The organism is Streptomyces sp. NPDC093094, from assembly GCF_044754345.1.
Classification (GTDB): Bacteria; Actinomycetota; Actinomycetes; order Streptomycetales; family Streptomycetaceae; genus Streptomyces.
In genome coordinates this window covers 285197-309600 of sequence record NZ_JBIVOX010000011.1, presented here as the reverse complement: position 1 = coordinate 309600, position 24404 = coordinate 285197, and the positions used below count along the sequence as shown (strand labels likewise).

Genomic DNA, 24404 nt, shown 5'->3' with positions numbered 1-24404 from the left:
AACCTCTTGATCACAAGAAAGTAGGCACGCGGTGCCTCGGACGGAGACACCGGGTGCCTGGTTTTCGAAGGATTCCCCCAGGTGGGAGCACGTTTGAGCGAGGGGCCGCTCAGGTCTCGTGGCGGGGTGCGCAGCCCAGCACATGGGCCTTCACCAGATCCGCGATCCGCGGGTCGCGGCGCCGGAACGCCTCCACCAGCTCGTGGTGCTCCTCGGCGTACGACTGCTGCACGGTGCCCAGCCAGCGGATGGACAGCGCCGTGAACACCTCGATGCCGAGGCCCTCCCAGGTGTGCAGCAGCACGGAGTTGCCCGCGGCGCGCACCAGCTCGCGGTGGAAGCCGACCGTGTGACGCACCTGGGCGGTGCCGTCCGCCTTGCTGTCGGCCTCGTAGAGGGCCGTGACGTGCGACTCCAGGGCCGAGCAGTCCTGGGCGAGGCGGTCGGCCGCCAGCTCGGCCGCGATGGCCTCCAGGCCGGCCCGCACGGGATAGCTCTCCTCCAGGTCGGCCGCGGTGAGGTTGCGGACCCGGACACCCTTGTTGGGGGCCGACTCGATCAGGCGCAGCGACTCCAGCTCGCGCAGGGCCTCGCGCACCGGGGTCTGGCTGACCTCCAGCTCGGTGGCGATGCGCCGCTCCACGATCCGCTCGCCCGGCTGCCAGCGCCCGCTGATGATCCCCTCCAGGATGTGCTCGCGGATCTGTTCGCGCAGCGAGTGGATGACGGGGGCGGTCATGAGGGCTCCTTAGGGCGCGGCTGACCTTTAGACAATAGAGCTGGGACGCGCTTCGGGGGATGCTCACGCGGGTGCTTCTCCGCAGGTGAGACGAGACTTACACCGCGCACCGGCCACGCTGTGCACCGTCGTGCCGCGGCCGGCGGGCCGCCTTGGGCCGTCTCGCCCGGTTCCCCGCCCCCGGGAGGACGGACGAATGCCCCCACCCGTGTCTCCGGGATGGGGGCATTCGGTTCCGGCCTTCGGGCGTCGCCCTTACAGGCCCAGCTCGACCTCGAACTCGCCGGCCTCCAGGATGGCCTTGACGGCCGTCAGGTAGCGGGCGGCGTCGGCGCCGTCCACGAGGCGGTGGTCGTAGGACAGGGTCAGGTACGTCATGTCGCGGACGCCGATGACCGTGCCCTCCTCCGTCTCGATCACGGCGGGACGCTTGACCGTCGCGCCGATGCCGAGGATCGCGACCTGGCCCGGCGGCACGATGATCGTGTCGAAGAGCGCACCGCGCGAACCGGTGTTGGAGATGGTGAAGGTCGCGCCGGACAGCTCGTCGGGCGTGATCTTGTTGGCGCGGACCTTGCCCGCGAGCTCCGCCGTGGCCTTGGCGATGCCGGCGATGTTGAGGTCGCCCGCGTGCTTGATGACCGGGGTCATCAGGCCCTTCTCGGAGTCCACCGCGATACCGACGTTCTCGGAGTCGAAGTAGGTGATGGTCCCCTCGGCCTCGTTGATCTTGGCGTTGATGACCGGGTGGGCCTTCAGCGCCTGGGCCGCCGCCTTCACGAAGAACGGCATCGGGGAGAGCTTGACGCCCTCACGCGCGGCGAAGGAGTCCTTCGCCTGGCCGCGCAGCTTCATCAGGCGGGTGACGTCGACCTCGACGACCGACGACAGCTGGGCCTGCTCGTGCAGCGCCTTGACCATGTTGTCGCCGATGACCTTGCGGATGCGCGGCATCTTGACGGTCTGGCCGCGGAGGGGGGAGACCTCCAGCGCCGGGGCCTTGCGGGCGGCGGCCGGAGCGGCGGCGGGAGCGGCGGCGGGCGCCTTCGCGGCCTCGGCGGCGGCGAGGACGTCCTGCTTGCGGATACGGCCGCCGACGCCGGTGCCCTTGACGGAGCCCAGGTCGACACCGTTCTCGGCGGCGAGCTTGCGCACCAGCGGGGTGACGTAGGCGCCCTCGTCGGTGGCCTGGGCGGCCGGGGCCGGGGTGACCGGGGTCGGAGCCGGGGCCGGGGCCGGGGCGGGAGCCGGAGCGGCCGGAGCCACCGGGGCCGGAGCCGGGGCGGCGGGCGCGGCCGGAGCGGCGGGGGCCGGGGCCGGGGCCGGAGCCGCGGGGGCGGCCGGGGTCTGGGCGGCGGGGGCGGGGGCCGGGGCGGCCGGGGCCGGGGCGGCGGCCGGGGCGGCACCCGGGGCGCCGATGACGGCGAGCTTGGCGCCGACCTCGGCGGTCTCGTCCTCGCCGACCGTGATCTCCAGCAGCACGCCGGAGACCGGGGCCGGGATCTCGGTGTCGACCTTGTCGGTCGACACCTCCAGCAGCGGCTCGTCGGCCTCGACCGAGTCGCCGACCGACTTCAGCCAGCGGGTGACGGTGCCCTCGGTGACGGACTCGCCGAGCGCGGGCAGGACCACGTCCGTGCCCTGGGCGGAGCCGGCGCCGGCGGTGGCCTCGGCGGTGGGCGCCGGAGCCGGGGCGGCCTGCTCGGTGGAGGGCTGGGCGGCCGGGGCGGGCTCGGGGGCCGGCGGGGCCACCTGCTCGGCGGCGGGCGCCGGAGCCGCGGCCGGGGCGCCCGTGCCGTCGTCGATGATCGCCAGCTCGGCGCCCACCTCGACGGTCTCGTCCTCGGCGACCTTGATGGAGGCGAGGACACCGGAGGCCGGGGCCGGGATCTCGGTGTCGACCTTGTCGGTCGACACCTCCAGCAGCGGCTCGTCGGCCTCGACGCGCTCACCCTCGGCCTTCAGCCAGCGGGTGACGGTGCCCTCGGTGACGCTCTCGCCGAGCGCCGGAAGGGTTACGGAAACCGGCATGGTTTCTGTTGCTCCTTACGAATTGCGGAAGTCTGTGTCGTCGCGACGTGTTTCGCCCGAGGGGACGGTCAGTCGTGCGCGTGCAGCGGCTTGCCCGCCAGCGCCAGGTGGGCCTCGCCGAGCGCCTCGTTCTGCGTCGGGTGGGCGTGGATGAGCTGGGCGACCTCGGCCGGCAGCGCCTCCCAGTTGTAGATCAGCTGGGCCTCGCCGACCTGCTCGCCCATACGGTCGCCGACCATGTGGACGCCGACGACGGCACCGTCCTTGACCTGGACGAGCTTGATCTCGCCCGCGGTCTTCAGGATCTTGCTCTTGCCGTTGCCCGCGAGGCTGTACTTCAGAGCGACGACCTTGTCCGCGCCGTAGATCTCCTTGGCCTTGGCCTCGGTGATGCCCACGGAGGCGACCTCCGGGTGGCAGTACGTCACCCGCGGGACACCGTCGTAGTCGATCGGGACGGTCTTCAGACCGGCCAGACGCTCCGCCACCAGGATGCCCTCGGCGAAGCCGACGTGCGCGAGCTGGAGGGTCGGGACCAGGTCACCGACGGCCGAGATCGTCGGGACGTTGGTGCGCATGTACTCGTCGACCAGGACGTAGCCGCGCTCCATCGCGACACCCTGCTCCTCGTAGCCCAGGCCCTGCGAGACGGGGCCGCGGCCGACGGCGACCAGCAGGACCTCGGCCTCGAACTCCTTGCCGTCGGCGAGGGTGACCTTGACACCGTTCTGGGTGTACTCGGCCTTCGAGAAGAAGGTGCCCAGGTTGAACTTGATGCCGCGCTTGCGGAACGCGCGCTCCAGGAGCTTGGAGGAGTTCTCGTCCTCGACCGGGACGAGGTGCTTCAGGCCCTCGATGACGGTCACGTCGGAGCCGAAGGACTTCCACGCCGAGGCGAACTCGACGCCGATGACACCGCCGCCCAGGATGATCGCGGACTGCGGCACGCGGTCCAGGACGAGGGCGTGGTCGGAGGAGATGATGCGGTTGCCGTCGATCTCCAGGCCCGGCAGCGACTTCGGCACGGAGCCGGTCGCCAGCAGGACGTGGCGGCCCTGGACGCGCTGACCGTTCACGTCCACGGAGGTGGGGGAGGACAGCCGGCCCTCGCCCTCGATGTAGGTCACCTTGCGGGAGGCGACGAGGCCCTGCAGACCCTTGTACAGGCCCGAGATGACATCGTCCTTGTACTTGTGCACACCCGCGATGTCGATGCCCTCGAAGGTGGCCTTGACACCGAACTGGGCGCTCTCGCGAGCCTGGTCGGCGACCTCGCCCGCGTGCAGCAGGGCCTTGGTGGGGATGCAACCCCGGTGCAGGCAGGTACCGCCGACCTTGTCCTTCTCGATCAGGGCGACGTCCAGGCCCAGCTGCGCCCCGCGCAGGGCCGCGGCGTAACCACCGCTGCCACCGCCGAGGATCACTAGGTCGAAAACGGTGCTGGCGTCGTTCGCCACGTCACGTCCTCCATGCATGTGCGCCACGCCGGTCTCCAGTGACCGGTCGGCGGCTGGTGTCCGGCCGCTCGTTCTTCGGCCCTTAGGTGGGGGCCCTGTCCTGCCGTGCCCCATCTTCGCACTTGTCCGAACCGAACGAGACGCCGGGCTGCTGTGTGAGACGCAGCACGTCGGGTCACCCGGGGGCGCGGAGAACCGCGCGAACCACCGCACATCACCCCGCCCGCCGGTGAGCGGCAGGCTCCGGGGAAAGGGGAGAAGAGGAAAAGGGGAGAAAGAGGGAAAGAGGACGGGACCCCGCTCTACCCGCAAACGAGGTCCCGTCGAACGGGTCTCAGCCCAGGTCGCCCGCGGCCGTCAGCTCGGCCAGCCGGACCAGCGTCCGCACCGAGGACCCGGTGCCGCCCTTCGGGGTGTAGCCGAACGGCCCGCTCTCGTTGAAGGCCGGTCCCGCGATGTCCAGGTGCGCCCAGGTGATCCCCTCACCCACGAACTCCTGGAGGAACAGACCGGCGACCAGGCCGCCGCCCATCCGCTCGCCCATGTTCGCGATGTCCGCGACCGGCGAGTCCATCCCCTTGCGCAGGTGCTCCGGCAGCGGCATCGGCCACGACTCCTCGCCGACCTCCTCCGCGGCCTCCACGACGGCCGAGCGGAACGCGTCGTCGTTGGCCATGACACCGAAGGTGCGGTTGCCCAGCGCCAGCACCATGGCCCCGGTCAGCGTGGCCACGTCCACGATCGCGTCCGGCTTCTCCTGCGAGGCCGCCCACAGGGCGTCGGCCAGCACCAGCCGGCCCTCGGCGTCGGTGTTGAGCACCTCGACCGTCTTGCCGCTGTACATGCGCAGCACGTCACCCGGGCGGGTGGCGGAACCGGAGGGCATGTTCTCGGCCAGGGCCAGCCACGCGGTGACGTTCACCTCCAGGCCGAGCCGGGCGACCGCGACCACGGCGGCGAACACGGCGGCGGCACCGCTCATGTCGCACTTCATGGTCTCGTTGTGACCGGCCGGCTTCAGCGAGATGCCGCCCGAGTCGTAGGTGATGCCCTTGCCGACCAGGGCCAGGTGCTTCTTCGCCTTGGAGGAGGTGTAGGACAGCTTGACCAGGCGCGGGGCCGACGCCGAGCCGGCGCCGACGCCGAGGATGCCGCCGTAGCCGCCCTTGGCGAGCGCCTTCTCGTCGAGCACCTGCACCTTGATGCCGTGCTCCTTGCCGGCCGCCTGCGCGACGGCGGCGAACGCCTCCGGGTCCAGGTCGTTCGGCGGGGTGTTGATCAGGTCACGGGCACGGTTCAGCTCCGCGGCGACGGCCGTGGCGCGCTCGACGGCGGCCTTGTGGGCCTTGTCGCGGGCCTTGCCGCCCAGCAGGGCGATCTCCGCCAGCGGTCCCTTGCCGTTCTTGGCCCGGGCGTCCTTGCCGTTGCCCTTGTAGGCGTCGAAGGAGTACGCGCCGAGCAGCGCGCCCTCCGCGATCGCGCCCGCGTCGCCGGAGTCGGCGAGCGGCAGGGCGAAGCCGGCCTTCTTGGTGCCGGCGAGGGCGCGGGCGGCCGCACCGGCGGCGCGGCGCAGCGCCTCGGTGCCGTAGTCGGCGTCCTTCTCCGGCGCGGCGCCCAGGCCGACCGCCACGACGAGCGGGGCCTTGAAGCCGGCCGGGGCCGGCACCTTGGTCACCTCGCCCTCGGCACCGGAGGCGCCGAGGGTCTCCAGGACGCCGGCGAGCTTGCCGTCGTACGCCTTGTCCACGGCCTCGGCGCCCGGGGCCACGACAGGGCCCTTGGCGCCCTTGGCGACACCGATCACGATCGCGTCGGCCCTCAGATTGGGTGCCGCGGACGTGCTGAGAGTGAGAGCAGTCACGGTGGTGAAATCTCGCTTCCGATGTGAAGTTGCTGTGGCCGAACGGTGTGGGTCGGCCGGGCCCGACAGCCGACCCTAGAACCGGGGTGAGTCTGTGCTCCCCACCGGGGCCCTCACCGTGCGGCGCATGCCTGGGACGAGACTACGCGCGTGCCGAGCGTTCGCTCATTCCTCCGTACGTTCACCGGCGGGTGGCGTCGTGGTTGTTTCCCGATCCTCACACCTGGTGACTTGAGCCACACTCGTCGCGTTCGTACCAGTGCCGGGCGTGCCGCTTTGAATGATTTCCCATGATCCTCCGTGTAATGAGCAACGGGGGATCTTCTGGGGGGAGGACCATCAATGGCGCAGAGCGCGCACATCTGGAGAAACGCGGCCGCGGCTCTGACGGCGGCCGGCCTGCTGTCCCTGGGGGTGGGGGCACCGCAGGCGTCGGCCGCCACGGCACCGCGCATCGACCTGAGGGTGCTGGTCGTCGACAACGGCGACGGCGCGGTCGGCGCGATCGCCGCACAGCTGAGGAGCACGGGCATCCCGTACACCACCGTCGACCTGACGGACCCGGGCCGGCCGACCGTGGACGCCGCCTTCCTCAGCGACACCGCGGGCGGCACGCCCCGTGCGAAGTTCCAGGGCGTCGTCCTGCCGTACGAGGCACCCTTCGGCGCGGGCTCCGCGGAGCAGACCGCGCTGGAGAACTACGAGCGGACGTACGGCATCCCGCAGGTCGACGCCTACACCTGGGCGCATCCCGGGGTCGGCCTCGATTACACCACCGAGGGCGGCTGGGCCGGCCCCCTCGACGGCACGGAGGCATCGGTCACCGCCGCGGGCCGGGCGGGCCTCTTCGGCTACCTGGACGGCGCCTTCGCCTTCGAGGACAACGACCCGGGCGTCCAGGAGAGCTACGGCTACGCCGCCCGCCCGCGCGAAGGCTTCACGTCCTACGTCGACATCGCCGTGCCCGGCGGCACCGGCCGCGGCAGCCTGGTCGGCGAGTACACCCACGACGGGCGCCGCGAACTGGTCGTCACCTTCGCCTACAACCAGCACCAGCGCCAGTTCCGGCTGCTGGCCCGCGGCATCGTCGAGTGGCTGACCGACGGCATCCATCTGGGCCGGGACCGCAACTACTTCGCCGTGCACGTGGACGACGTCTTCGCCCCCGACGCCCGCTGGGACAGCGAGCGCAACTGCACGCCCGGCGACATCGACTGCGCCGGCGGCGGCGACGCCGGGGACGCCGGGTCGATCCGCATGACCGCCGAGGACGCCGCCTACGCCGCCCAGTGGCAGCGCGAGCGCGGTTTCACCATGGACATGGTCTACAACGCGGGCTCGGGCGAGGAGTGGAAGGCCGAGCACGGCGGCACCGACGCGCTCGCCGCCCGGCTGCTCGCCGACAAGGCGCAGTACCGCTGGATCAACCACACCTACACGCACCCCTTCCTGGGCTGTGTGCAGGACACCTCGACCGTGCCGTGGACCTGCGCGAAGAACGCCGACGGCTCGACGAGGTACATGAGCCGCTCCGAGATCTCCGCGCAGATCCGCGACAACAACGACTGGGCCTCGCGCAAGGGCCTGCCCGTGGACCGCACCGAGCTGGTCACCGGCGAGCACTCCGGACTGAGGACGCTGCCGCAGCAGCCCTCCGACAACCCCGGCCTGGCGGGCGCCCTCGCCGACAACGGGGTGAAGTGGATCGCCTCGGACAACTCCCGCGAGCCCGCCCAGCGGGCCGTCGGCGCCGCGTCGACCGTGCCGCGGCACCCGATGAACGTGTACTACAACGCGGGCACCGAGGCCGAGATGGCCGACGAGTACAACTGGATCTACACCTCCGCGGCCGACGGCGGCAGCGGCATCTGCGAGAACAACCCCACCTCCACCTGCCTGCCCGCGCCGCTGGACCCCGCCACCGGCTACGACGCGCACATCGTCCCGCAGGAGGCCCGTACCGCCCTCGGGCACGTGATCTCCAACGACCCGCGCCCGCACTACGCCCACCAGTCCAACCTGGCCGAGGACCGGATCCTGTACCCGGTCATGGACAGGGTGCTGGCCGACTACCGGGCCCTGTTCGCCGACAGCGCCCCGCTGGAGAACCTCCGCCAGAGCGCCGTCGGCACCGAGTTCAAGCGCCGCGCGGCCTGGGAGTCCGCACTCGCCCAGGGCCGGGTCACCGCCTACCGGGTCGGCAGGACGGTCACCGTCACGGCGCCCTCCGGTGTGCAGGTCCCGGTGACCGTCCCCGAGGGAACGCGCAAGCAACTCCTGCTCGGCACCAGCGCGTTCGGCACCCCGTACGCGGGCCGGCGCTCGGCCTGGACCGTGCCGGAGCCGCTCCGGTCGGCAGTCACTCTGAAACTGCCCTGAAGCCAGGTGCCCCGAGGGGCGCGGGGAACTGCACGACCAGCCCGTCATGGCCCGCGGCCGGGCGACGGGCGGCAGTTCCCCGCACGCATTTCCGAACCAGCAGGGGGGTCACGCAGCGATGCGCTCAGGCCGTCACGTCACCATGCTCACCGAAGGCACCTATCCGCATGTCCACGGCGGCGTCAGCACCTGGTGCGACCAGCTCGTCAAAGGCATGCCGGAGGTGGACTTCCACCTCGTCTCGATCACCGGCAGCGGCCGGGAGCCCGTCACCTGGGAGCTGCCGCCCAACGTCCGCGGCCATGCCACCGTCCCCACCTGGGGACCCCGCCCGGGCCGCGCCCGCGCCCCGTACGGCAGGGCCCGCCGCCGCTTCACCGACGCCTACGAGCGGCTGCTGCTGTCCTTCCTGGACCCGCAGTCCGGCTGCGACTTCGGAGAGGCGCTGACCGAGCTGGCGCTGCTCGCCCGCGACGGCCGGCTGTCGGCGGCGCTGCGCACCGAGTCCGCGCTGCGCTCGCTGATGTGGATCTGGACCATGCCTCATCTGCCGACCGCGGCCGCCCGGCCCACCGTGCACGACGCGCTCACCGCCACCGACCTGCTGGAGCACGCCCTGCGTCCGCTCGGCACCCGGATCCCCGAGGACTCCGTCGCGCACGCCGTCAGCAGCGGTCTGGCCACCCTGCCGGCGCTCGCCGCCCGCGCACTGGAAGGCGTACCGTTTCTGCTCACCGAGCACGGCATCTACCTGCGCGAGCGCTACCTCGGCTACCGCAAGGACGCCCAGCGCTGGCCCGTGAAGGCGTTCATGCTCGCCTTCTACCGCGAGCTCAACTCGTACGGCTACCGGTCCGCCGACCTGATCACACCGTGCAACCAGTACAACCGCCGCTGGGAGGAGCGCGGAGGCGCCGACCCCGGCCGCATCCGCACGGTCTACAACGGCGTCGACCCCGCCGCCTTCCCGCACGCCGGGCCCGAACCCGACGTGCCCACCCTCACCTGGTGCGGCCGCGTCGACCCGATCAAGGACCTGGAGACCCTGATCCGCGCCTACGCCATGGTCCGCGCCGAGCTCCCCGAGACCCGGCTGCGCCTGTTCGGCCCGGTCCCGCCCGGCGGCGAGGCGTACGGCACCCGGCTGGAGAAGCTCGCCGCCGAACTCGGCGTCACCGACGGTCTCACCTTCGAGGGCCGCATCAGCGAGGTACGGCGTGCCTACGCGGCCGGCCATGTCGTCATGCTGTCGTCGATCTCCGAAGGCTTCCCGTTCTCCATCATCGAGGCCATGTCCTGCGGTCGTACGACCGTCTCCACCGACGTCGGCGGGGTCCGCGAGGCCGTCGGCGACACCGGGCTCGTCGTGCCGCCGCGCGAGCCGGAGAAGATGGCCGCCGCCGCGCTCACCCTGCTCAAGGACGACGAACGGCGGCTCAGGCTGGCCGAGTTGTCCCGGCAGCGGGTCATCGACCGGTTCACACTGCGCCGCTGCGTGGAGCACTTCCGCACGATCTACCAGGAACTCGCGGGCCTCCCCGAGGTCTACGAGCCGACCGTCGAGACGGTCACCGACTGGACCCTGGAACTGCGCGACCCCTGGTACGCGGCCGTCGCGACGGAAGGGGCGGACCGGTGAGCGGAAGCGTCTGGCTGCCGCCGGGCGCGCGCGCCGACGTCATGCCGTCGGTCCCGCGCCGGCGCACACCGAGCTGGGCCGCCCCCGACCCCGTCGACGAACTCGCCGACCGCCTGGAGGACTTCGTCGCCGCGGCCGTCCACCCGGACGAGATCGCCGCCCTGCTGGAGTCCGACGGCATGTCCGACGACCGGATACGCGAGACGTACGGGGTGAAGAGCTCCTTCGCGCTCGCCGAGGAGCTCTACGACCGCGTCGAGCGCCGCCACCCCGAACCCGAGGGCCCCGCCCACGACCCCTGGCGGGCCGGCCTGCTCGGCTGCCTGGTCCGCGGCGTCGTCTTCGCCCTGCCCGGCCTCGCCTACGTCCTCGGCGCGCCGCTCCTCGCGGGCCCCCGGGACGGGCCCGGTCTCCCGGCGGGAACGGTCCCGCTGCTCGCGGGCGCCCTCGTCGGCTGGACCTGGAACCAGGGCCTGTCCCACCGCGCCTACTCCTGGCTGGGCCTCGGCGACCGCGCGGCCGCCCTGCGCTGTCTGCTCCTCGGCGCACCCGCCGGCGCCCTGCTCGGCGCGCTGTGCGCCCTCGCCGTCTCGGGCGCCGCCGGTCCGGGAGCCCTCGCCTTCGCCGCCGGGCAGTCCTGCTACCTGGGCGCGGCCACCGTCCTGCTGGTGACCGGCCGCGAACGGCCCCTGCTGTACGCGCTGCTGCCGATGGCCGCGGGTGCCGCCGTCACACCCCTGACGGCGCTCCCGGCACCGGTCCGGTACGCGCTGCTGCTCGGCTCCCTCGCCGCCGTCGCCGTCCTCGCCGCCCTCGCCCTGCGTGAAGCGGCGCCCGCCCCGGGCGCCCTGAAGGGGCCCGGGGCCGTACGCGCTGCGCGGCCGGCCCCGGGCCCCCGGCTGCCGGCCTCCGTCCCGTACGCCGTGTTCGGCCTCGGCAGCGGGGTGCTCGTGCTGTACGCCGCCCTCGGGGACGTGCTCGCCGACGGGACGGCCGGGGCGGTCGCGGCCCCCGCGGCGGTCGCGCTCACCCTCAGCATGGGCCCCGCCGAATGGCTGCTGCACCGCTTCCGCAGCGGCAGCCTCGCCGGGCTGCGCTCCACCGGCACCGCGAGCGCCTTCCGCCGGGCCACCACCCTCACGGTCACCCGCTGCCTGGCCGGCTACCTCGCCGTCCTGCTCGCGCTCGCGCTGTCCACCGCCGCCGTGTGGCCGCACTCCCCGGACCTCGACGGGCCCCGCCTCACCGGGCTGCTGCTGCTCGGGGTGGTGGTGTGGACGGGGCTGCTGCTCCAGTCCTTCGGCGCGATAGCCGGCGCCGCCTCGGTGTCCTGCGCCGCGGCGCTCGCCCAGACCCTGCTCCTGCTCACCCACACCGGGGACCCGCGCTGGACGGGCCCGGTGGTGTACGGCGTCGCGGCGGCGGCCCAGACGGCCCTCGCCTGCGTCCTGCTGGGAAGGGCGACGGCCCACCGATGAACACCCTGCTCGTCCCGTACTACGAACACCCCGGCGTCCGCCCCGTCGAATGGGCCGCGGTCCTCGCCGCCGCGCCCGGCCTGTACGGCGTCGTCCTCAACCCGGCCAGCGGCCCCGGCGAGGGCCCGGACCCGGCCTTCGCCGAGACCGCGGCCCGGCTGCGGGCGGCGGGCGGCGCCCGCGTCCTCGGCTACGCCGACACCGACTACGGCCGCCGTCCGCACGCGGACGTCGTCCGCGACCTGGCCCGCCACCGTGCCTGGTACGACATCGACGGCGCCTTCCTGGACCAGGCGGCCTCGGGCCCCGACCGGCTGCCGTACTACCGCCGCCTGGCCTCCGCCGCCTGGGCCGCCGGCTGCTCCACCGTCGTCCTCAACCACGGGACCCCGCCCGATCCGGCGTACGCCAGGATCGCCGACGTGCTGGTCACCTTCGAGGGCACCTGGGAGACCTACCTCGCCTCGCCGCCCGCGCTCCCCTACGGGGCCGGGACCCGGGTGTGCCACCTGGTGCACGGCGTCCCCGCGGATGCCGATCCAGCCGCCGAGGTCCGGGCCCGGGGCGCCGACCTGCACTGCGCGGTGCCCGGCACGGGGGATCATCCTTGGGGTACGTTGCCGACCGCCCTGGAGCCCGCCCGATGAGACGCCCCCTCCTTCTCGTGGTCCTGCTGCTCCTGCTGGCGGCCTGCACCTCCGCCCCCGACGACCCCGAGGGGAAGCCCTCCCCCGGGAAGCGCTGGCAGCCACGCCCCGGCACGGCCTGGCAGTGGCAGCTCAGCGGCCGTCTCGACACCTCCGTCGACGTACCGGTGTACGACATCGACGGCTTCGACCACGACGCCGGCACGGTCGCAGGCCTGCACGACGACGGCCGCAAGGTCATCTGCTACCTGTCCACCGGCGCCTGGGAGGACTGGCGCCCGGACGCCGGCGACTTCCCGAAGGCCCTGCTGGGCCGCGGCAACGGCTGGGACGGCGAACGCTGGCTCGACATCCGCCGCACCGACGTCCTGGAGCCCCTCATGGCGGCGCGGATGGACCTGTGCCGGCAGAAGGGCTTCGACGCCGTCGAGCCGGACAACATGGACGGCTACGCCAACGACACCGGCTTCCCCCTCACCGCGGCCGACCAGCTCCGCTACAACCGGCTGATCGCCCGTCTCGCCCACGACCGGGGCCTCGCGGTCGGCCTGAAGAACGACCTGGACCAGATCCCGCAGCTGGTGGGGGAGTTCGACTTCGCGGTCAACGAGCAGTGCGCCCAGTACGGCGAGTGCGACACGCTCACGCCCTTCGTCGAGGCGGACAAGGCGGTCTTCCACGTGGAGTACGAACTGCCGACCGCACGCTTCTGCCCTCAGGCCCGCGAACTGGGCCTGAGCTCGATGCTGAAGAAATACGAACTGGGAACCTGGCGCAAGCCGTGCCCCTAGGGCCCTTCTGACGGATCTCCGCGGCGTCGCGACGCCCGGCACGCACGCTCGCCGCACGACACGAAGGGCCAGGTGGCTCCGCCGCGCGGGTGGCCGCGCTTCGAGGGGCGCGGGGAACTGCGCGACAGGCCACGACGGCGCCGCGCTTCGAGGGGCGCGGGGAACTGCGCGACAGGCCACGACGGTGCCGCACCCGGCACAGGACGCCGAGCCGCACCTCGTCAGCCGAGCGCGAGCACCACCAGCGAAACCGTCGCGGCCGTCTCCGCGAGCCCCCCGAACACATCCCCGGTCACCCCGCCGAACCGCCGCACGCAGCGCCGCAGGAGCCCCTCGGCCGCGGCGAGCCCCAGCAGCACCGCCGCACCCGTGCGCACCCCGTCCGCCGGCCCGAGGACGAGTCCTCCGACGACGCCCGCCAGCAGCGAGGCCCCCGCGCAGACGCCGTAGGCGGCCCGTACCGGGACCACCTCCGCGACCGCGGCCCCCAGCCCCTCCGGCCGCGCCGCGGGCACCCCCGTGCGTGCGGCCGACGTCAGCGCGAGCCGCGCCGTCACCGCGGAGACGACGACGGCGAACGCCCCCCGCGCCCCCGACCCGCCGAACACCTCGGCCACCGCCGCGACCTGCGCGAGCAGCACGAACAGCAGCGTGATCACGCCGAACGGCCCGATGTCCGACTGCTTCATGATCCGCAGCGCGTCCTCGGCAGGTCTCCCGCTGCCGAGCCCGTCGGCGGTGTCGGCGATCCCGTCCAGGTGCAGTCCCCGGGTCAGCGCCGCGGGCACCGCCACGGAGGCGACGGCGGCGAGCAGCGGCCCCGCCCCGAGCACCAGCAGCACCAGTCCGGCGGCCCCGGCGGCCGATCCCAGCACCACCCCCACGAGCGGAGCGCACAGCATTCCGCCCCGGGCCGCCCCCCGGTCCCAGCGCGTCACCCGCACGGGCAGCACGGACAGCGTGCCGAAGGCGAAGCGGAGGCCGGGCGAGGAGGGTATCGAAGGCACGGCGGAAGGCTACGCGACGGCCCGGTCCGGCAGGCGGCCGCGTCCGTACCGGCGCACACTGCGGACATGGGCGACTGGTTCCACCGCAACATCATCGAACCCGGCAAGCTGCCCCTGCTGCTGGCCCTGCTCGCCTTCGTGGTGACGTTCCTGGTCACCCGCGTCATCACCCGCCTCATCCGCGCGGGCAAAGGCCCCTTCGGCAACGTCAAGGCGGGCGGTCTGCACATCCATCACGTCGTGCCCGGTGTCGTCCTGACCGTCGTCGGAGGGTTCGCCGCGGTCGCCGGGGGCCGCCACGGCTTCGGCTCGTCCCTCGCCGCGGTGATCTTCGGCGTCGGCGCGGGCCTGGTCCTCGACGAGTTCGCGCTGATCCTCCACCTGGACGACGTCTACTGGACGGAGGCCGGACGCAAGAGCGTGGAGATGGTGGTGCTCACCGCCGCGCTGGTCGGGCTGATGCTGATCGGCTTCTCGCCGCTGGGGGTCGACGGGCTCACCGACGACCAGGTCCAGAACCGGGGTGCAGCGCTCGGGACGATCGCCCTCAACTTCCTGATCGCCCTGATCGCCCTCGACAAGGGCAAGACCCGCACGGCCGTCTTCGGGGTGATCATCCCGGTCGTCGCCCTCGTCGGCGCGATCCGTCTGGCCCGCCCCGGCTCCCCGTGGGCCAGGCGCTTCTACGGCCGCCGCCCCCGCGCCCGGGCCCGCGCGGGGCTGCGCGCCTACCGCCACGACCGGCGCTGGGCGAGCCGGGGCCGGCGGTTCCAGGACTGGATCGGCGGCAGACCCGACCCGGCGCCGCCCCGCGACGTCCGCTGACGCCACCGCCCCCGGGGAGGACCGCGACGACGGCTCGCGGGCGGCGCCGGCGCCGGTCCGGCGGGCACCGGGCCGAGGATCCGGGCGGCCCGCCCGCGCGGAAGGGGTTCCGGGCCCCGCGGTCCGTGACAGGCCGGGGAGGGGCGGCACACCTGTTCCCGGCGCGTCAGGCCCCGGGCAGCTCCTCCTGCGGCTTCTCCCCGGGCCGCTCCGGCAGCTCCGCCGCCAGCGCCGCCGCGGACCGCACCAGCGGCAGCGCGAGCAGCGCCCCCACGCCCTCACCCACCGTCACGCCCTGGTCCAGCAGCGGCTCCAGGGCCATCCGGTCCAGCGCCTTCGCCTGCGCGGGCTCGCCGCTGAGCTGTCCGGCCAGCCACCAGTCGGGTGCCCGGAAGGCGATCCGCTGCCCCACGAGGGCGCACGCCGCGCCGACGACACCGTCCAGCACGACCGGCACCTTCCGTACGGCCGACTGGAGCAGAAAACCCGTCATCGCGGCCAGATCGGCCCCGCCCACCGCCGCCAGCAGCTGCAGCTGCTCGCCGAGCACCGGCCGCGCCCGCCGCAGCGCGTCACGGATCGCCGCGCACTTGCGCATCCACGCCAGGTCGTCGATCGCCGTCCCGCCGCGCCCGGTCACCACCGAGGCGTCGGTGCCGCACAGCGCGGCGACCAGCACGCCCGCCGCCGTGGTCCCGCCCACGCTCAGATCGCCGAGCACCACCAGATCCGTACCGGAGTCGGCCTCCTCGTCGGCCACCGCCGTACCGGCGCGGAAGGCGGCCTCCGCCTCCTCCTGCGTCAGCGCGTCCTCGACGTCGATCCGCCCGCTGCCGCGCCGCACCCGGTGCCGCACGACGTCCCGGGGGAGCGTGTCCGGGTCGCAGTCCAGGGCCATGTCGACCACCCGCACCGGCACGTCCAGCCGCCGGGCCAGCACCGACACCGGACGGGCGCCCTCCAGCACCTCGCGCACCAGGTCCACGGCGCTGCCCGCGGGCCGCGCGGACACACCGAGCCCGGCGATCCCGTGGTCGCCGGCGAACAGCACCACCCGCGGCCGCTCGATCGGCCGCACCGGTACCGCGCCCTGCGCCGCGGCCAGCCACTCACCCAGATCGTCCAGACGTCCCAGCGATCCGGGCGGCACGATCCGACGCTCCCGGCGTGCCTCCGCGTCGCGGCGCACCCCTCCGTCGGGGCGCTCGATCAGATCGGTGAAGTCGTCGAGATTCAGCGAGCTCATTCGCCGAACAGTACCGGCACCGGTCGAACAGGACGCCGCCACATGGCCCCCACACCCCCGTGACGTCGTTGCACCCAAGATCCAGATCCCATACGTTCCTTTTGCGGCGGATTGTCGTGCGTCGCTGTCCGCCGTCCCGGCCGTCCCCTGGGAGTCGCCGATGCCCTCCGTCCCGACCGATCCGCGCCGTGACGACTGCCCCTGGTGCGGTTCCCCGAGCCTGCGCACCCGCACCAAGCCGGGCACGCTCGCCGTCGACGAGTGCCGCGACTGCGCCCATGTCTTCCAGAACCCGCGTCACGCTCCCGAAACCCGTGCCGCCGTGCGCCCGGACGCTCCGGGCCGGCAGGCCCCGGGCGCGCAAGCCGCACGACCGGACGGCGCACGACCGGACGGCGTGCGGCCCGACGGCGTGCGGGGGGACGCGGTACGAGGGGACGGCGTACGGGTGGACCGGGTCCGTGCGGCCGTCACCCGCCTGAGGCACCGCCTCGCCGCCCGCGCGATGCTCCCCTTCCCCGAACCCGAGAGCTGGCTGGACGTCGGCACCGGCCACGCCGACTTCCCCGAGACGGCCCGCGCCTACTTCCCGTACACGGCCTTCGACGGCGTGGACGCCACACCCCGCGTCGAACGGGCCCGCGCGGCGGGCCGCGTCGAGGAGGCCCACGTCGGCACCCTCACCGCCCCGGCCGTCCTCGCCCGGCTGCGGGCCCGCTACGACGTGGTGAGTCTCCTGCACCATCTGGAGCGCACCCGCGACCCCCGCGGCGAACTCCGCGCCGCCCTCGCCGCCCTGCGCCCCGGCGGACACATCCTGATCGAGTCGACGGACCCCCGCAGGCTGCCCCTGCCCCGTCTCCCGCACCTGCTGCCCCCGTCCAACCTGCGCACCGAACTGGAGGCGGAGGGCTGCGAACTGGTGACGTCCCCGGACCCCACCCTGCTCACCCGTTCCCGGCTGACCCGGGCGTACCGGATGATCGCGCGCAGATCCGTGTGAGGGCGCCCGGCCCTGTGTGAGGACGCCGGTTCCGCCCGGCCCCCGCCGAGGGGGGTCAGCCCCGCAGCACCATGGCCTGGCCCGCCACCACCAGCAGCACCTGCTCGCACTCGCCCGCGAACGCCGCGTTGAGCCGCCCGAGTTCGTCCCGGTAGCGGCGCCCCGAGGCCGTGGCCGGCACGATCCCCGACCCCACCTCGTTCGACACCGCGACGACGACCCGCCGGGCCTCGCGCACCGCGTCCGTCAGCTCCGTCACCCGCTCCCGCAGAGCACGCTCGCCCCCGCCGGCCCACTCGGCGTCGTCCCACGCCCCCACCGCGTCCATCGCGTCCGTCAGCCACAGCGACAGACAGTCGACCAGCAGCGGCGGCCCGTCGTCCTTCAGCAGCGGCACCAGGTCGCAGGTCTCCGTCGTGCGCCACGACCCCGGCCGCCGCTCCCGGTGGGCCGTCACCCGTGCCGCCCACTCGGTGTCCCCGCCCCGTGTCCCCCCGGTCGCCACGTACAGCACGTCGGGGAAGGACTCCAGCCGACGCTCGGCCTCGACCGACTTCCCCGACCGCGCCCCGCCCAGCACCAGCGTCCGCCGCGGCACGTCGGGCACGTCCTCGTAGGTCCCCACCGTGAGCGCCGTCCCGTCCGGCACCGCCCGCGCGCCCGCCGCGGCCAGCCGCCGGTGCAGCTCAGCGCCCGGCGGCACGTCGTGGTCCAGATGCACGGCGACCACGTCGGTCGTCGGCCCCACCGCACCCACCGCCCGCAGCCGGGCCAGCGCGTCCGGCCGCCCCACCACGTCCGCGAGCACCATGTCGTACGGCTCGCCGGACCAGGTGCCCTCCTCCAGCCCGGCCGGTGCCCCGCCCGGCGGCAGATACAGCAGCCGCAGGCCCTCCGGCCCCGTCACGGCGTACCCCGTGCCCGGCGCGTCCGTCGGCACCGCCCGCACCCGATGCCCGGTCAGCAGCGTCAGCTCTCGCCCGTCCGGCACCCGCACGGGCTGCGGCAGACCCGCCGGCACCTCCACGGCCGGCCCGTCGTGCGGATGCGACAGCAGCACCTGCGCCACGCTGCTCAGCGACCGTCCGGCCCGCGCCGCGGCGAACGCCGCCCCAGGCGTCAGGTCCAGCAGCAGCGCCCCGTCGACCAGCAGCGCGGTCGCGGCACGCGCGTTCGTCGCGAGGGCGGCGGCACACGCCGCACAGGGACAGCCGGGACGGGGAAGTCCGGCAGGGGCGCCGGTGCCGAGCAGAGTCAGTTCCACGGACCGATTCTCGCCGCTCACCACTGATCACGCCCACGCGGGGACGCCCCGCGGGGCGCGATCTTCTTCTGCAACCCCGGCCGACCCCCTAGGCTCGTCCCCGAACCGAGGATCACCAGGGAGGCTTGCATGGCGACATGGACGTGGCGGTTCGAGAAGACCGACGGGACGGAGGTCCAGCCCGCGGTGCAGCCCGAGGAGTTCACCACCCAGGGCGACGCGGAGTCCTGGATCGGCGAGCACTGGAAGGACCTGCTCGCGGGCGGCGCCGACCAGGTGCACCTGTTCGAGGACACCACGGCGATCTACGGCCCGATGAGCCTGCACGCCGGCGAGGCGTGAACCGAGGGGGCGGCCGTCGCCGGGGCCGCCCCTGAACCGGCCCCGGACGGAAGAGCCGGCCGGGGCCGCGCGGAGGTCAGCCGCGCACTCCGCACAGATGCAGCAGCGCCGCGACCGCGCGGTACGGGTCCGTGCGCCCCGCCCGCTCCTCGCACGCCAGCAGCCGCTCGACGTCGTCGGGGATCTCCGCCCCGTCCGGCGCGGTGTCGGTGAAGACCCGCACCCCGTACCAGGCGTGCAGCGGCGTCCCGATGCCGCCCAGCGTCGCGGAGAGCGTCTCCAGACGGTCGGCCCGTACGTCCAGGCCCAGACGGTTGCGGTAGGCGGTGGTGTCGAAGGCGGTCAGCGTCCCGGCCCAGTCGCCGGACAGCCCCGGCCGCAGGGCCAGCGCGTCGGCGTTGCGCACCAGCAGCGACAGCAGCCCGCCGGGCGCCAGCACCCGCGCGAGCCCGGCCAGCAGCGGGTCCGGCTCCTCCACGTACATCAGCACGCCGTGGCACAGCACCACGTCGAAGGCGCCCGGCAGGAAGTGCACGCCGGTGTCCCGGCCGTCGCCCTGCACGATCCGCACCCGCTCCCGGATGCCCTCGGGCTCGGCGGACAGCGCCTCACGGGCCACGGAGATCATGGTGGAGTCGCGCTCGACACCGGTGACCTTGTGCCCGATGCGGGCCAGCCGCAGCGCCTGCGTGCCCTGGCCCATCCCGACGTCGAGCACCCGCAGCCGCTGCCCGACCGGGAACCGCCCGGCTATCTGCTCGTCGAGCTGCCGGGCCACCAGCTCCTGCCGTACGACATCCCGCAGCCCGCCCAGCCTGTTCAGCCAGGCGTCGGCCGCCCCCCCGGTGAATGCAGTTGTGCTCAGGGCCGCTCTCCGCGCTTGACCTGCGGCTTGGGCAGCCGGAGCCGACGCAGCTGGAGGCTGCGCATCAGGGCGTAGGCCACCGCGCCGCGCCGGTTCTCGTCCGGGAAGCGCTCGGCCAGCCGCTTGCGCAGACGGAAGCCGGTGGAGACCGAGTCGAGCACGATCAGCACGATGACGACGAGCCACAGCAGCAGCGCCAGCGTCTGGATGTTCTGCACCCGGATCACGCTCAGCACGAGGATGAGCACGGCCATCGGCAGGAAGAACTCGGCGATGTTGAAGCGCGAGTCGACGAAGTCGCGAGCGAAGCGGCGCACGGGCCCCTTGTCGCGCGCCGGCAGATAGCGCTCGTCGCCGCCCGCCAGCGCCTGGCGCTGACGGTCCAGCGCGGCACGGCGCTCCTCGCGCTGCCGCTTGGCGGCCTCCTTGCGCGTCGTGGGCGTATGGGCCACGCTGCGGCGCTGGGACTGGGCCTCACTGCGCTTGGGCGTCGGCCGGCCCTTGGGGGCCTGCGGGTCACGGGGCTGATTGGAGTCGGTCACCGGCGCCTTGTCGGCGGTCGGGGCCTTCTCTTCCTTGGCACGGCTACGGAACACAAAACCCAAGGGTACGGGGTAGCCGCGCATGGACCCCAGCCCCGTGGGGAACGATCCGGCAACACCGGGCGTCTGTCAGAGGGACAGAGGGGACGTTGTGCGCACCTTCCTGGAGATCCCTCGGTCCCCTCGGGGACCACCTACTCCCTACGCCGGAGCCGGGACGTCCGCAGTCGTCCTCGGGGATGAGCGCATCCGTCCCGGAACAGTGCGTCAATGGAAGCAGGGCCCGTACTGTGGGTTCTGTCGCAGAGCTGGAGCCGGTTCGTCAGAAGGGGGCGCGCGAAGCCCATGAGCGGTGTCATGAAGCGGATGGGGATGATCTTCCGCGCGAAGGCGAACAAGGCCCTGGACCGGGCCGAGGACCCGCGCGAGACCCTCGACTACTCGTACCAGAAGCAGCTGGAGCTGCTCCAGAAGGTGCGCCGCGGTGTCGCCGACGTGGCCACCTCGCGCAAGCGTCTGGAGCTCCAGCTCAACCAGCTGCAGCAGCAGTCCTCCAAGCTGGAGGACCAGGGCCGCAAGGCGCTGGCGCTGGGCCGTGAGGACCTGGCCCGTGAGGCGCTGTCCCGCCGGGCCGCCCTCCAGCAGCAGGTCACCGACCTGGAGACCCAGCACGCCACCCTCCAGGGCGAGGAGGAGAAGCTCACCCTGGCGGCGCAGCGGCTCCAGGCCAAGGTCGACGCCTTCCGCACCAAGAAGGAGACGATCAAGGCGACGTACACCGCGGCCCAGGCGCAGACCCGGATCGGCGAGGCGTTCACCGGCATCTCCGAGGAGATGGGCGACGTCGGCCTGGCCATCCAGCGCGCCGAGGACAAGACCGCACAGCTCCAGGCCCGCGCCGGAGCGATCGACGAGCTGCTGGCCTCCGGCGCCCTCGACGACCCCACCGGGATCGCCAAGGACGACATCCAGGCCGAGCTGGACCGGCTCTCGGGTGGTACGGATGTGGAGCTGGAACTCCAGCGCATGAAGGCCGAGCTGGCCGGAGGCTCGTCCGACCGGCAGGCCATCGAGGGCGGACCGGGCCGGCAGCAGTCCCAGCAGCAGCCGCAGGACACCCCGCGCCTCGACAAGCAGTAGCCGGACGGCAGGGGCCCACGCCGAGGGAGGCGACATGATCGTACGGATCATGGGGGAGGGGCAGGTGAGGCTGGACGACAGCCACCTCACCGACCTGAACAAGCTGGACGACGCCCTCCTGTCGGAGCTGGAGGGCGGCGACGAGCAGGGCTTCCGCCGCACTCTGGGCGCCCTCCTGGACGCCGTCCGCGGTCTGGGCGCCCCGCTCCCCGACGACTCCCTCGACCCCTCGGACCTCATTCTCCCGTCACCGGACGCGACGCTGGACGAGGTCCGGGACATGCTCGGCGACGACGGCCTGATCCCCGGCTGACCACGGGGCCGAAGGCCGAAGACCCACCACGGGGCCGAAGACCTGTCACCGGACCGAAGCCGGCCCGCACCCCTCCCGCGCCCCCACGACCGGGCCACACCCCCCGGCGCCCCCGTCCGCCCTCCGGCCCTCCGTTCCCGGCCGGTGGGCCCTTCCTCTCGCGTCTCCGAGCCCCGTGTCCCGGCGGGCCGGGCCTTTTGCGGCACCTGTTTCCCGGCCGGTCAGGTGCCCCGCCGCGTTCTGCGGACGGCCGCCCGCTTCCTTGCTGCCCCGTTCCCGGCCGGTGGGCCCTTCCTCTCGCGTCTCCGAGCCCCGTGTCCCGGCGGGCCGGGCCTTCCGCGGCACCTGTTTCCCGGCCGGTCAGGTGCCCCGCCGCGTTCTGCGGACGGCCGCCCGCTTCCTTGCTGCCCCGTTCCCGGCCGGTGGGCCCTTCCTCTCGCGTCTCCGAGCCCCGTGTCCCGGCAGGCTGCGCCTTCCGCAGCGCACGCTCCCCGGCGTCCCCGTCCGCCCTCCGCTCCCGGCCGGTGGCCCGCTCCCCGGCGCCCTCCGGCCTCCTGTCTCCTGTCTCCCGGCCGGGGCTCGCCCCTCGTGTCCCCGGGGCCCGGTGCGCGGGAGGTCCGTTCCCCCTCGGGGACCGGTGTGCGGCCGGGCGGGTGGCTCACCGCGGCCCGCGGTCCGCGCCGTCGGGCTCCCGCCGCCCCGGCGGGCCGCGTCGTGCGCTCCGCTTCCGGTCCGTCGTGCGCCCCCCGGTGCGCCCCCAGGTCGGGGGCGGGCGGTCACAGGCCGGGGTGCGCCCCGGTTACCGTAATCACCCGTGAGCCCCATCGACCGTGCCCGCGCCCGCATGAAGGCGCATCCCATGGCGCTGGACGCGGCCCTGGCGGCCGGCGTCCTCGTCTGCATGGTGGCCGGCTCCTTCGTCGACCCCCGCGGCGAGAACGGCGTCACCTGGGGCCTGCGCACCCCCGACCCCCTCAGCCTGGTCCTGATGGCGTTCGGCGCGGCCGCGCTCGTGTTCCGCCGCCGCACCCCCAGGACCGTCCTCGCCGTCACCGGCGGCTTCTCGCTCGTGGAGTGCGTCACAGGCGACCCGCGCGCCCCCGTCGCCATGGCCGCGGTCATCGCGCTGTACACCGTCGCCGCCACCACCGACCGGCACACCACCTGGCGGGTCGGCGTGCTCACCATGACCGTGCTGACCGGCGCCGCCATGCTCGCCGGGCCCCTGCCCTGGTACGCCCAGGAGAACCTCGGCATCTTCGCCTGGACCGGCATGGCCGCGGCCGGCGGCGACGCTGTCCGCAGCCGCCGCGCCTTCGTGCAGGCCATCAGGGAGCGCGCCGAGAGGGCGGAACGCACCCGCGAGGAGGAGGCCCGGCGCCGCGTCGCCGAGGAGCGGCTGCGCATCGCCCGCGACCTGCACGACGTGGTCGCCCACCACATCGCCCTGGTCAATGTGCAGGCCGGCGTCGCCGCCCACGTCATGGACAAGCGTCCCGACCAGGCCAAGGAGGCCCTCGCGCACGTCCGCGAGGCCAGCCGGTCCGCGCTCAACGAACTGCGCGCCACCGTCGGCCTGCTGCGCCAGTCCGGCGACCCCGAGGCCCCCACCGAACCCGCCCCCGGCCTCGACCGGCTCGACGAACTGGTCGGCACCTTCCGCGCAGCCGGCCTCCATGTGGAGGTCGCCCGCACCGACCAGGGCGTCAGCCTGCCCGCCGCGATCGACCTCGCCGCCTACCGCGTCATCCAGGAAGCCCTCACCAATGTGCAGAAGCACGCCGGACAGCGGGCCAGGGCCGAGGTCAGCGTCGTCCGGGTCGGGCCGAGCATAGAGATCAGCGTCCTCGACGACGGCCCCGGCGACGCCGCCCCCGCCGACGGGGGCGGACACGGCCTGCTCGGCATGCGCGAACGCGTCACCGCCGTACGCGGCACCCTGACCACCGGCCCCCGCTACGGAGGCGGTTTCCGGGTGCATGCGATCCTGCCCGCCAGGACCCGTACCAGCCCAGCAGAGGACTCCGTATGACGATCCGTGTCCTGCTCGCCGACGACCAGGCCCTGCTGCGCAGCGCCTTCAGGGTGCTCGTCGACTCCGAGCCCGACATGGAGGTCGTGGGAGAGGCGTCCGACGGCGCCGAGGCGGTACGCCTCGCCGGGGAACAGCGGGCCGACGTCGTCCTGATGGACATCCGCATGCCCGGCACCGACGGCCTCGCCGCCACCCGCATGATCAGCGCCGACCCGGACCTCGCCCGGGTACGCGTGGTGATCCTGACGACCTTCGAGGTCGACGACTACGTCGTGCAGTCGCTGCGCGCCGGCGCCTCCGGCTTCCTCGGCAAGGGCTCCGAACCGGAGGAGCTGCTGAACGCGATCCGGGTCGCGGCGGGCGGCGAGGCCCTGCTGTCCCCGGCGGCCACCAAAGGACTGATCGCCCGCTTCCTCGCCCGGGGCGACGACGGCGACGACACCGACCCGGCTCGCTCCGAGCGGCTGGACGCGCTCACCGTGCGCGAGCGCGAGGTGCTGGTGCAGGTCGCGGGCGGACACTCCAACGACGAGATCGCCGAGCGCCTCTCCGTCAGCCCGCTGACCGTGAAGACGCACGTCAACCGGGCCATGGCCAAACTGGGCGCACGCGACCGCGCCCAGCTGGTGGTGATCGCGTACGAGACCGGACTGGTACGTCCGAGGGTGGACTGACCTCAGAAGGTCACTACTCCACCCGCAGTATGCGCGGGATAAGGAAATGGACCTGGGGGCTACGGGCCACGGCCCGCGGATGGCCCAGGGTGGTGGGGTGGGCGCTCGCATGCGCCGCTCCCCCCG

Annotated in this window: 21 protein-coding genes; 12 read left to right on the top strand and 9 right to left on the bottom strand. The window is 73.7% G+C overall.

The features are described from left to right. Positions 1-109: 109 nt before the first annotated feature. The 4 genes from ACIQGV_RS25025 to ACIQGV_RS25010 form a co-directional block, all read right to left on the bottom strand. Positions 110-739, bottom strand: coding sequence for a GntR family transcriptional regulator (locus ACIQGV_RS25025; RefSeq protein WP_402497607.1), 630 nt, complete (start codon positions 737-739; stop codon positions 110-112). 255 nt (positions 740-994) lie between these two features. Beyond that, the gene (gene sucB / locus ACIQGV_RS25020; RefSeq protein ID WP_402497605.1) at positions 995-2770 is read right to left on the bottom strand and encodes a 2-oxoglutarate dehydrogenase, E2 component, dihydrolipoamide succinyltransferase; all 1776 of its coding nucleotides are present in this window, start codon (positions 2768-2770) and stop codon (positions 995-997) included. A 68-nt stretch (positions 2771-2838) separates the two neighbouring features. Then, positions 2839-4227: a dihydrolipoyl dehydrogenase gene (gene lpdA, locus ACIQGV_RS25015; RefSeq protein ID WP_402497603.1), complete on the bottom strand. Its 1389-nt coding sequence runs from the start codon at positions 4225-4227 to the stop codon at positions 2839-2841. Positions 4228-4561: 334 nt separating this feature from the next. Next, complete coding sequence (locus ACIQGV_RS25010) at positions 4562-6088, bottom strand: leucyl aminopeptidase (RefSeq protein WP_402497601.1); 1527 nt, start codon at positions 6086-6088, stop codon at positions 4562-4564. A gap of 342 nt (positions 6089-6430) precedes the next feature. Between ACIQGV_RS25010 and ACIQGV_RS25005 the strand changes: the two genes are divergently transcribed. The 5 genes from ACIQGV_RS25005 to ACIQGV_RS24985 all read left to right on the top strand — a co-directional run bounded on the left by ACIQGV_RS25005 (position 6431) and on the right by ACIQGV_RS24985 (position 13022). Beyond that, on the top strand, positions 6431-8467 hold the full coding sequence (locus ACIQGV_RS25005; RefSeq protein ID WP_402497599.1) for a hypothetical protein: 2037 nt from the start codon (positions 6431-6433) through the stop codon (positions 8465-8467). 118 nt (positions 8468-8585) lie between these two features. Then, a complete protein-coding gene (gene pelF / locus ACIQGV_RS25000; protein WP_402497596.1) occupies positions 8586-10106 on the top strand; it encodes a GT4 family glycosyltransferase PelF in 1521 nt (506 codons plus the stop codon). Then, positions 10103-11584, top strand: a complete 1482-nt coding sequence (locus ACIQGV_RS24995) for a hypothetical protein (RefSeq protein WP_402497594.1) — start codon at positions 10103-10105, stop codon at positions 11582-11584. Before pelF ends, ACIQGV_RS24995 begins: the two co-directional genes overlap by 4 nt. Beyond that, complete coding sequence (locus ACIQGV_RS24990) at positions 11581-12231, top strand: spherulation-specific family 4 protein (RefSeq protein ID WP_402497591.1); 651 nt, start codon at positions 11581-11583, stop codon at positions 12229-12231. Before ACIQGV_RS24995 ends, ACIQGV_RS24990 begins: the two co-directional genes overlap by 4 nt. Further along, the gene (locus ACIQGV_RS24985) at positions 12228-13022 is read left to right on the top strand and encodes an endo alpha-1,4 polygalactosaminidase (RefSeq protein ID WP_402497589.1); all 795 of its coding nucleotides are present in this window, start codon (positions 12228-12230) and stop codon (positions 13020-13022) included. The genes ACIQGV_RS24990 and ACIQGV_RS24985 overlap by 4 nt, the downstream gene beginning before the upstream one ends. A gap of 221 nt (positions 13023-13243) precedes the next feature. On the opposite strand, the gene ACIQGV_RS24980 is transcribed toward ACIQGV_RS24985, so the two are convergent. Then, positions 13244-14029: an adenosylcobinamide-GDP ribazoletransferase gene (locus ACIQGV_RS24980; protein ID WP_402497587.1), complete on the bottom strand. Its 786-nt coding sequence runs from the start codon at positions 14027-14029 to the stop codon at positions 13244-13246. Positions 14030-14095: 66 nt separating this feature from the next. Here ACIQGV_RS24980 and ACIQGV_RS24975 point away from each other — a divergent pair, with 66 nt between their 5' ends. Beyond that, positions 14096-14854 carry a hypothetical protein gene (locus ACIQGV_RS24975; RefSeq protein WP_402497585.1) on the top strand — a complete coding sequence of 253 codons (759 nt, stop codon included), beginning with the start codon at positions 14096-14098 and terminating at the stop codon, positions 14852-14854. A 166-nt stretch (positions 14855-15020) separates the two neighbouring features. Here ACIQGV_RS24975 and cobT read toward each other — a convergent pair whose 3' ends face one another. Continuing rightward, the gene (cobT, locus tag ACIQGV_RS24970; protein ID WP_402497582.1) at positions 15021-16100 is read right to left on the bottom strand and encodes a nicotinate-nucleotide--dimethylbenzimidazole phosphoribosyltransferase; all 1080 of its coding nucleotides are present in this window, start codon (positions 16098-16100) and stop codon (positions 15021-15023) included. A 160-nt stretch (positions 16101-16260) separates the two neighbouring features. Here cobT and ACIQGV_RS24965 point away from each other — a divergent pair, with 160 nt between their 5' ends. Continuing rightward, a complete protein-coding gene (locus tag ACIQGV_RS24965; RefSeq protein WP_402497580.1) occupies positions 16261-17103 on the top strand; it encodes a class I SAM-dependent methyltransferase in 843 nt (280 codons plus the stop codon). Between the two features lie 55 nt (positions 17104-17158). On the opposite strand, the gene ACIQGV_RS24960 is transcribed toward ACIQGV_RS24965, so the two are convergent. After that, the gene (locus tag ACIQGV_RS24960) at positions 17159-18367 is read right to left on the bottom strand and encodes a bifunctional adenosylcobinamide kinase/adenosylcobinamide-phosphate guanylyltransferase (protein WP_402497578.1); all 1209 of its coding nucleotides are present in this window, start codon (positions 18365-18367) and stop codon (positions 17159-17161) included. A gap of 129 nt (positions 18368-18496) precedes the next feature. Between ACIQGV_RS24960 and ACIQGV_RS24955 the strand changes: the two genes are divergently transcribed. Then, positions 18497-18709, top strand: a complete 213-nt coding sequence (locus ACIQGV_RS24955; RefSeq protein ID WP_402497576.1) for a hypothetical protein — start codon at positions 18497-18499, stop codon at positions 18707-18709. A gap of 76 nt (positions 18710-18785) precedes the next feature. On the opposite strand, the gene ACIQGV_RS24950 is transcribed toward ACIQGV_RS24955, so the two are convergent. Both ACIQGV_RS24950 and ACIQGV_RS24945 read right to left on the bottom strand, forming a co-directional pair. Continuing rightward, positions 18786-19487: a class I SAM-dependent methyltransferase gene (locus ACIQGV_RS24950; RefSeq protein WP_402497574.1), complete on the bottom strand. Its 702-nt coding sequence runs from the start codon at positions 19485-19487 to the stop codon at positions 18786-18788. A gap of 83 nt (positions 19488-19570) precedes the next feature. Next, a complete protein-coding gene (locus tag ACIQGV_RS24945) occupies positions 19571-20200 on the bottom strand; it encodes a DUF3043 domain-containing protein (protein ID WP_402497573.1) in 630 nt (209 codons plus the stop codon). 261 nt (positions 20201-20461) lie between these two features. Here ACIQGV_RS24945 and ACIQGV_RS24940 point away from each other — a divergent pair, with 261 nt between their 5' ends. The 4 genes from ACIQGV_RS24940 to ACIQGV_RS24925 all read left to right on the top strand — a co-directional run bounded on the left by ACIQGV_RS24940 (position 20462) and on the right by ACIQGV_RS24925 (position 24278). Continuing rightward, positions 20462-21256, top strand: coding sequence for a PspA/IM30 family protein (locus ACIQGV_RS24940; RefSeq protein WP_402497571.1), 795 nt, complete (start codon positions 20462-20464; stop codon positions 21254-21256). A gap of 34 nt (positions 21257-21290) precedes the next feature. Next, positions 21291-21569, top strand: a complete 279-nt coding sequence (locus ACIQGV_RS24935; RefSeq protein ID WP_402497569.1) for a hypothetical protein — start codon at positions 21291-21293, stop codon at positions 21567-21569. Positions 21570-22383: 814 nt separating this feature from the next. Then, positions 22384-23601: a sensor histidine kinase gene (locus tag ACIQGV_RS24930; protein WP_402497567.1), complete on the top strand. Its 1218-nt coding sequence runs from the start codon at positions 22384-22386 to the stop codon at positions 23599-23601. Beyond that, positions 23598-24278: a response regulator gene (locus tag ACIQGV_RS24925; RefSeq protein WP_402497565.1), complete on the top strand. Its 681-nt coding sequence runs from the start codon at positions 23598-23600 to the stop codon at positions 24276-24278. The genes ACIQGV_RS24930 and ACIQGV_RS24925 overlap by 4 nt, the downstream gene beginning before the upstream one ends. The last annotated feature ends 126 nt before the right edge of the window (positions 24279-24404 follow it).

Coding starts and splice junctions, on each gene's coding strand:
- ACIQGV_RS25025 (WP_402497607.1), bottom strand. CDS start 739: ATGACCGCCCCCGTCATCCACTCGCTGCGCGAACAGATCCGCGAGCAC.
- sucB (WP_402497605.1), bottom strand. CDS start 2,770: ATGCCGGTTTCCGTAACCCTTCCGGCGCTCGGCGAGAGCGTCACCGAG.
- ACIQGV_RS25005 (WP_402497599.1), top strand. CDS start 6,431: ATGGCGCAGAGCGCGCACATCTGGAGAAACGCGGCCGCGGCTCTGACG.
- pelF (WP_402497596.1), top strand. CDS start 8,586: ATGCGCTCAGGCCGTCACGTCACCATGCTCACCGAAGGCACCTATCCG.
- ACIQGV_RS24990 (WP_402497591.1), top strand. CDS start 11,581: ATGAACACCCTGCTCGTCCCGTACTACGAACACCCCGGCGTCCGCCCC.
- ACIQGV_RS24985 (WP_402497589.1), top strand. CDS start 12,228: ATGAGACGCCCCCTCCTTCTCGTGGTCCTGCTGCTCCTGCTGGCGGCC.
- ACIQGV_RS24975 (WP_402497585.1), top strand. CDS start 14,096: ATGGGCGACTGGTTCCACCGCAACATCATCGAACCCGGCAAGCTGCCC.
- cobT (WP_402497582.1), bottom strand. CDS start 16,100: ATGAGCTCGCTGAATCTCGACGACTTCACCGATCTGATCGAGCGCCCC.
- ACIQGV_RS24965 (WP_402497580.1), top strand. CDS start 16,261: ATGCCCTCCGTCCCGACCGATCCGCGCCGTGACGACTGCCCCTGGTGC.
- ACIQGV_RS24955 (WP_402497576.1), top strand. CDS start 18,497: ATGGCGACATGGACGTGGCGGTTCGAGAAGACCGACGGGACGGAGGTC.
- ACIQGV_RS24945 (WP_402497573.1), bottom strand. CDS start 20,200: ATGCGCGGCTACCCCGTACCCTTGGGTTTTGTGTTCCGTAGCCGTGCC.
- ACIQGV_RS24940 (WP_402497571.1), top strand. CDS start 20,462: ATGAGCGGTGTCATGAAGCGGATGGGGATGATCTTCCGCGCGAAGGCG.
- ACIQGV_RS24935 (WP_402497569.1), top strand. CDS start 21,291: ATGATCGTACGGATCATGGGGGAGGGGCAGGTGAGGCTGGACGACAGC.
- ACIQGV_RS24925 (WP_402497565.1), top strand. CDS start 23,598: ATGACGATCCGTGTCCTGCTCGCCGACGACCAGGCCCTGCTGCGCAGC.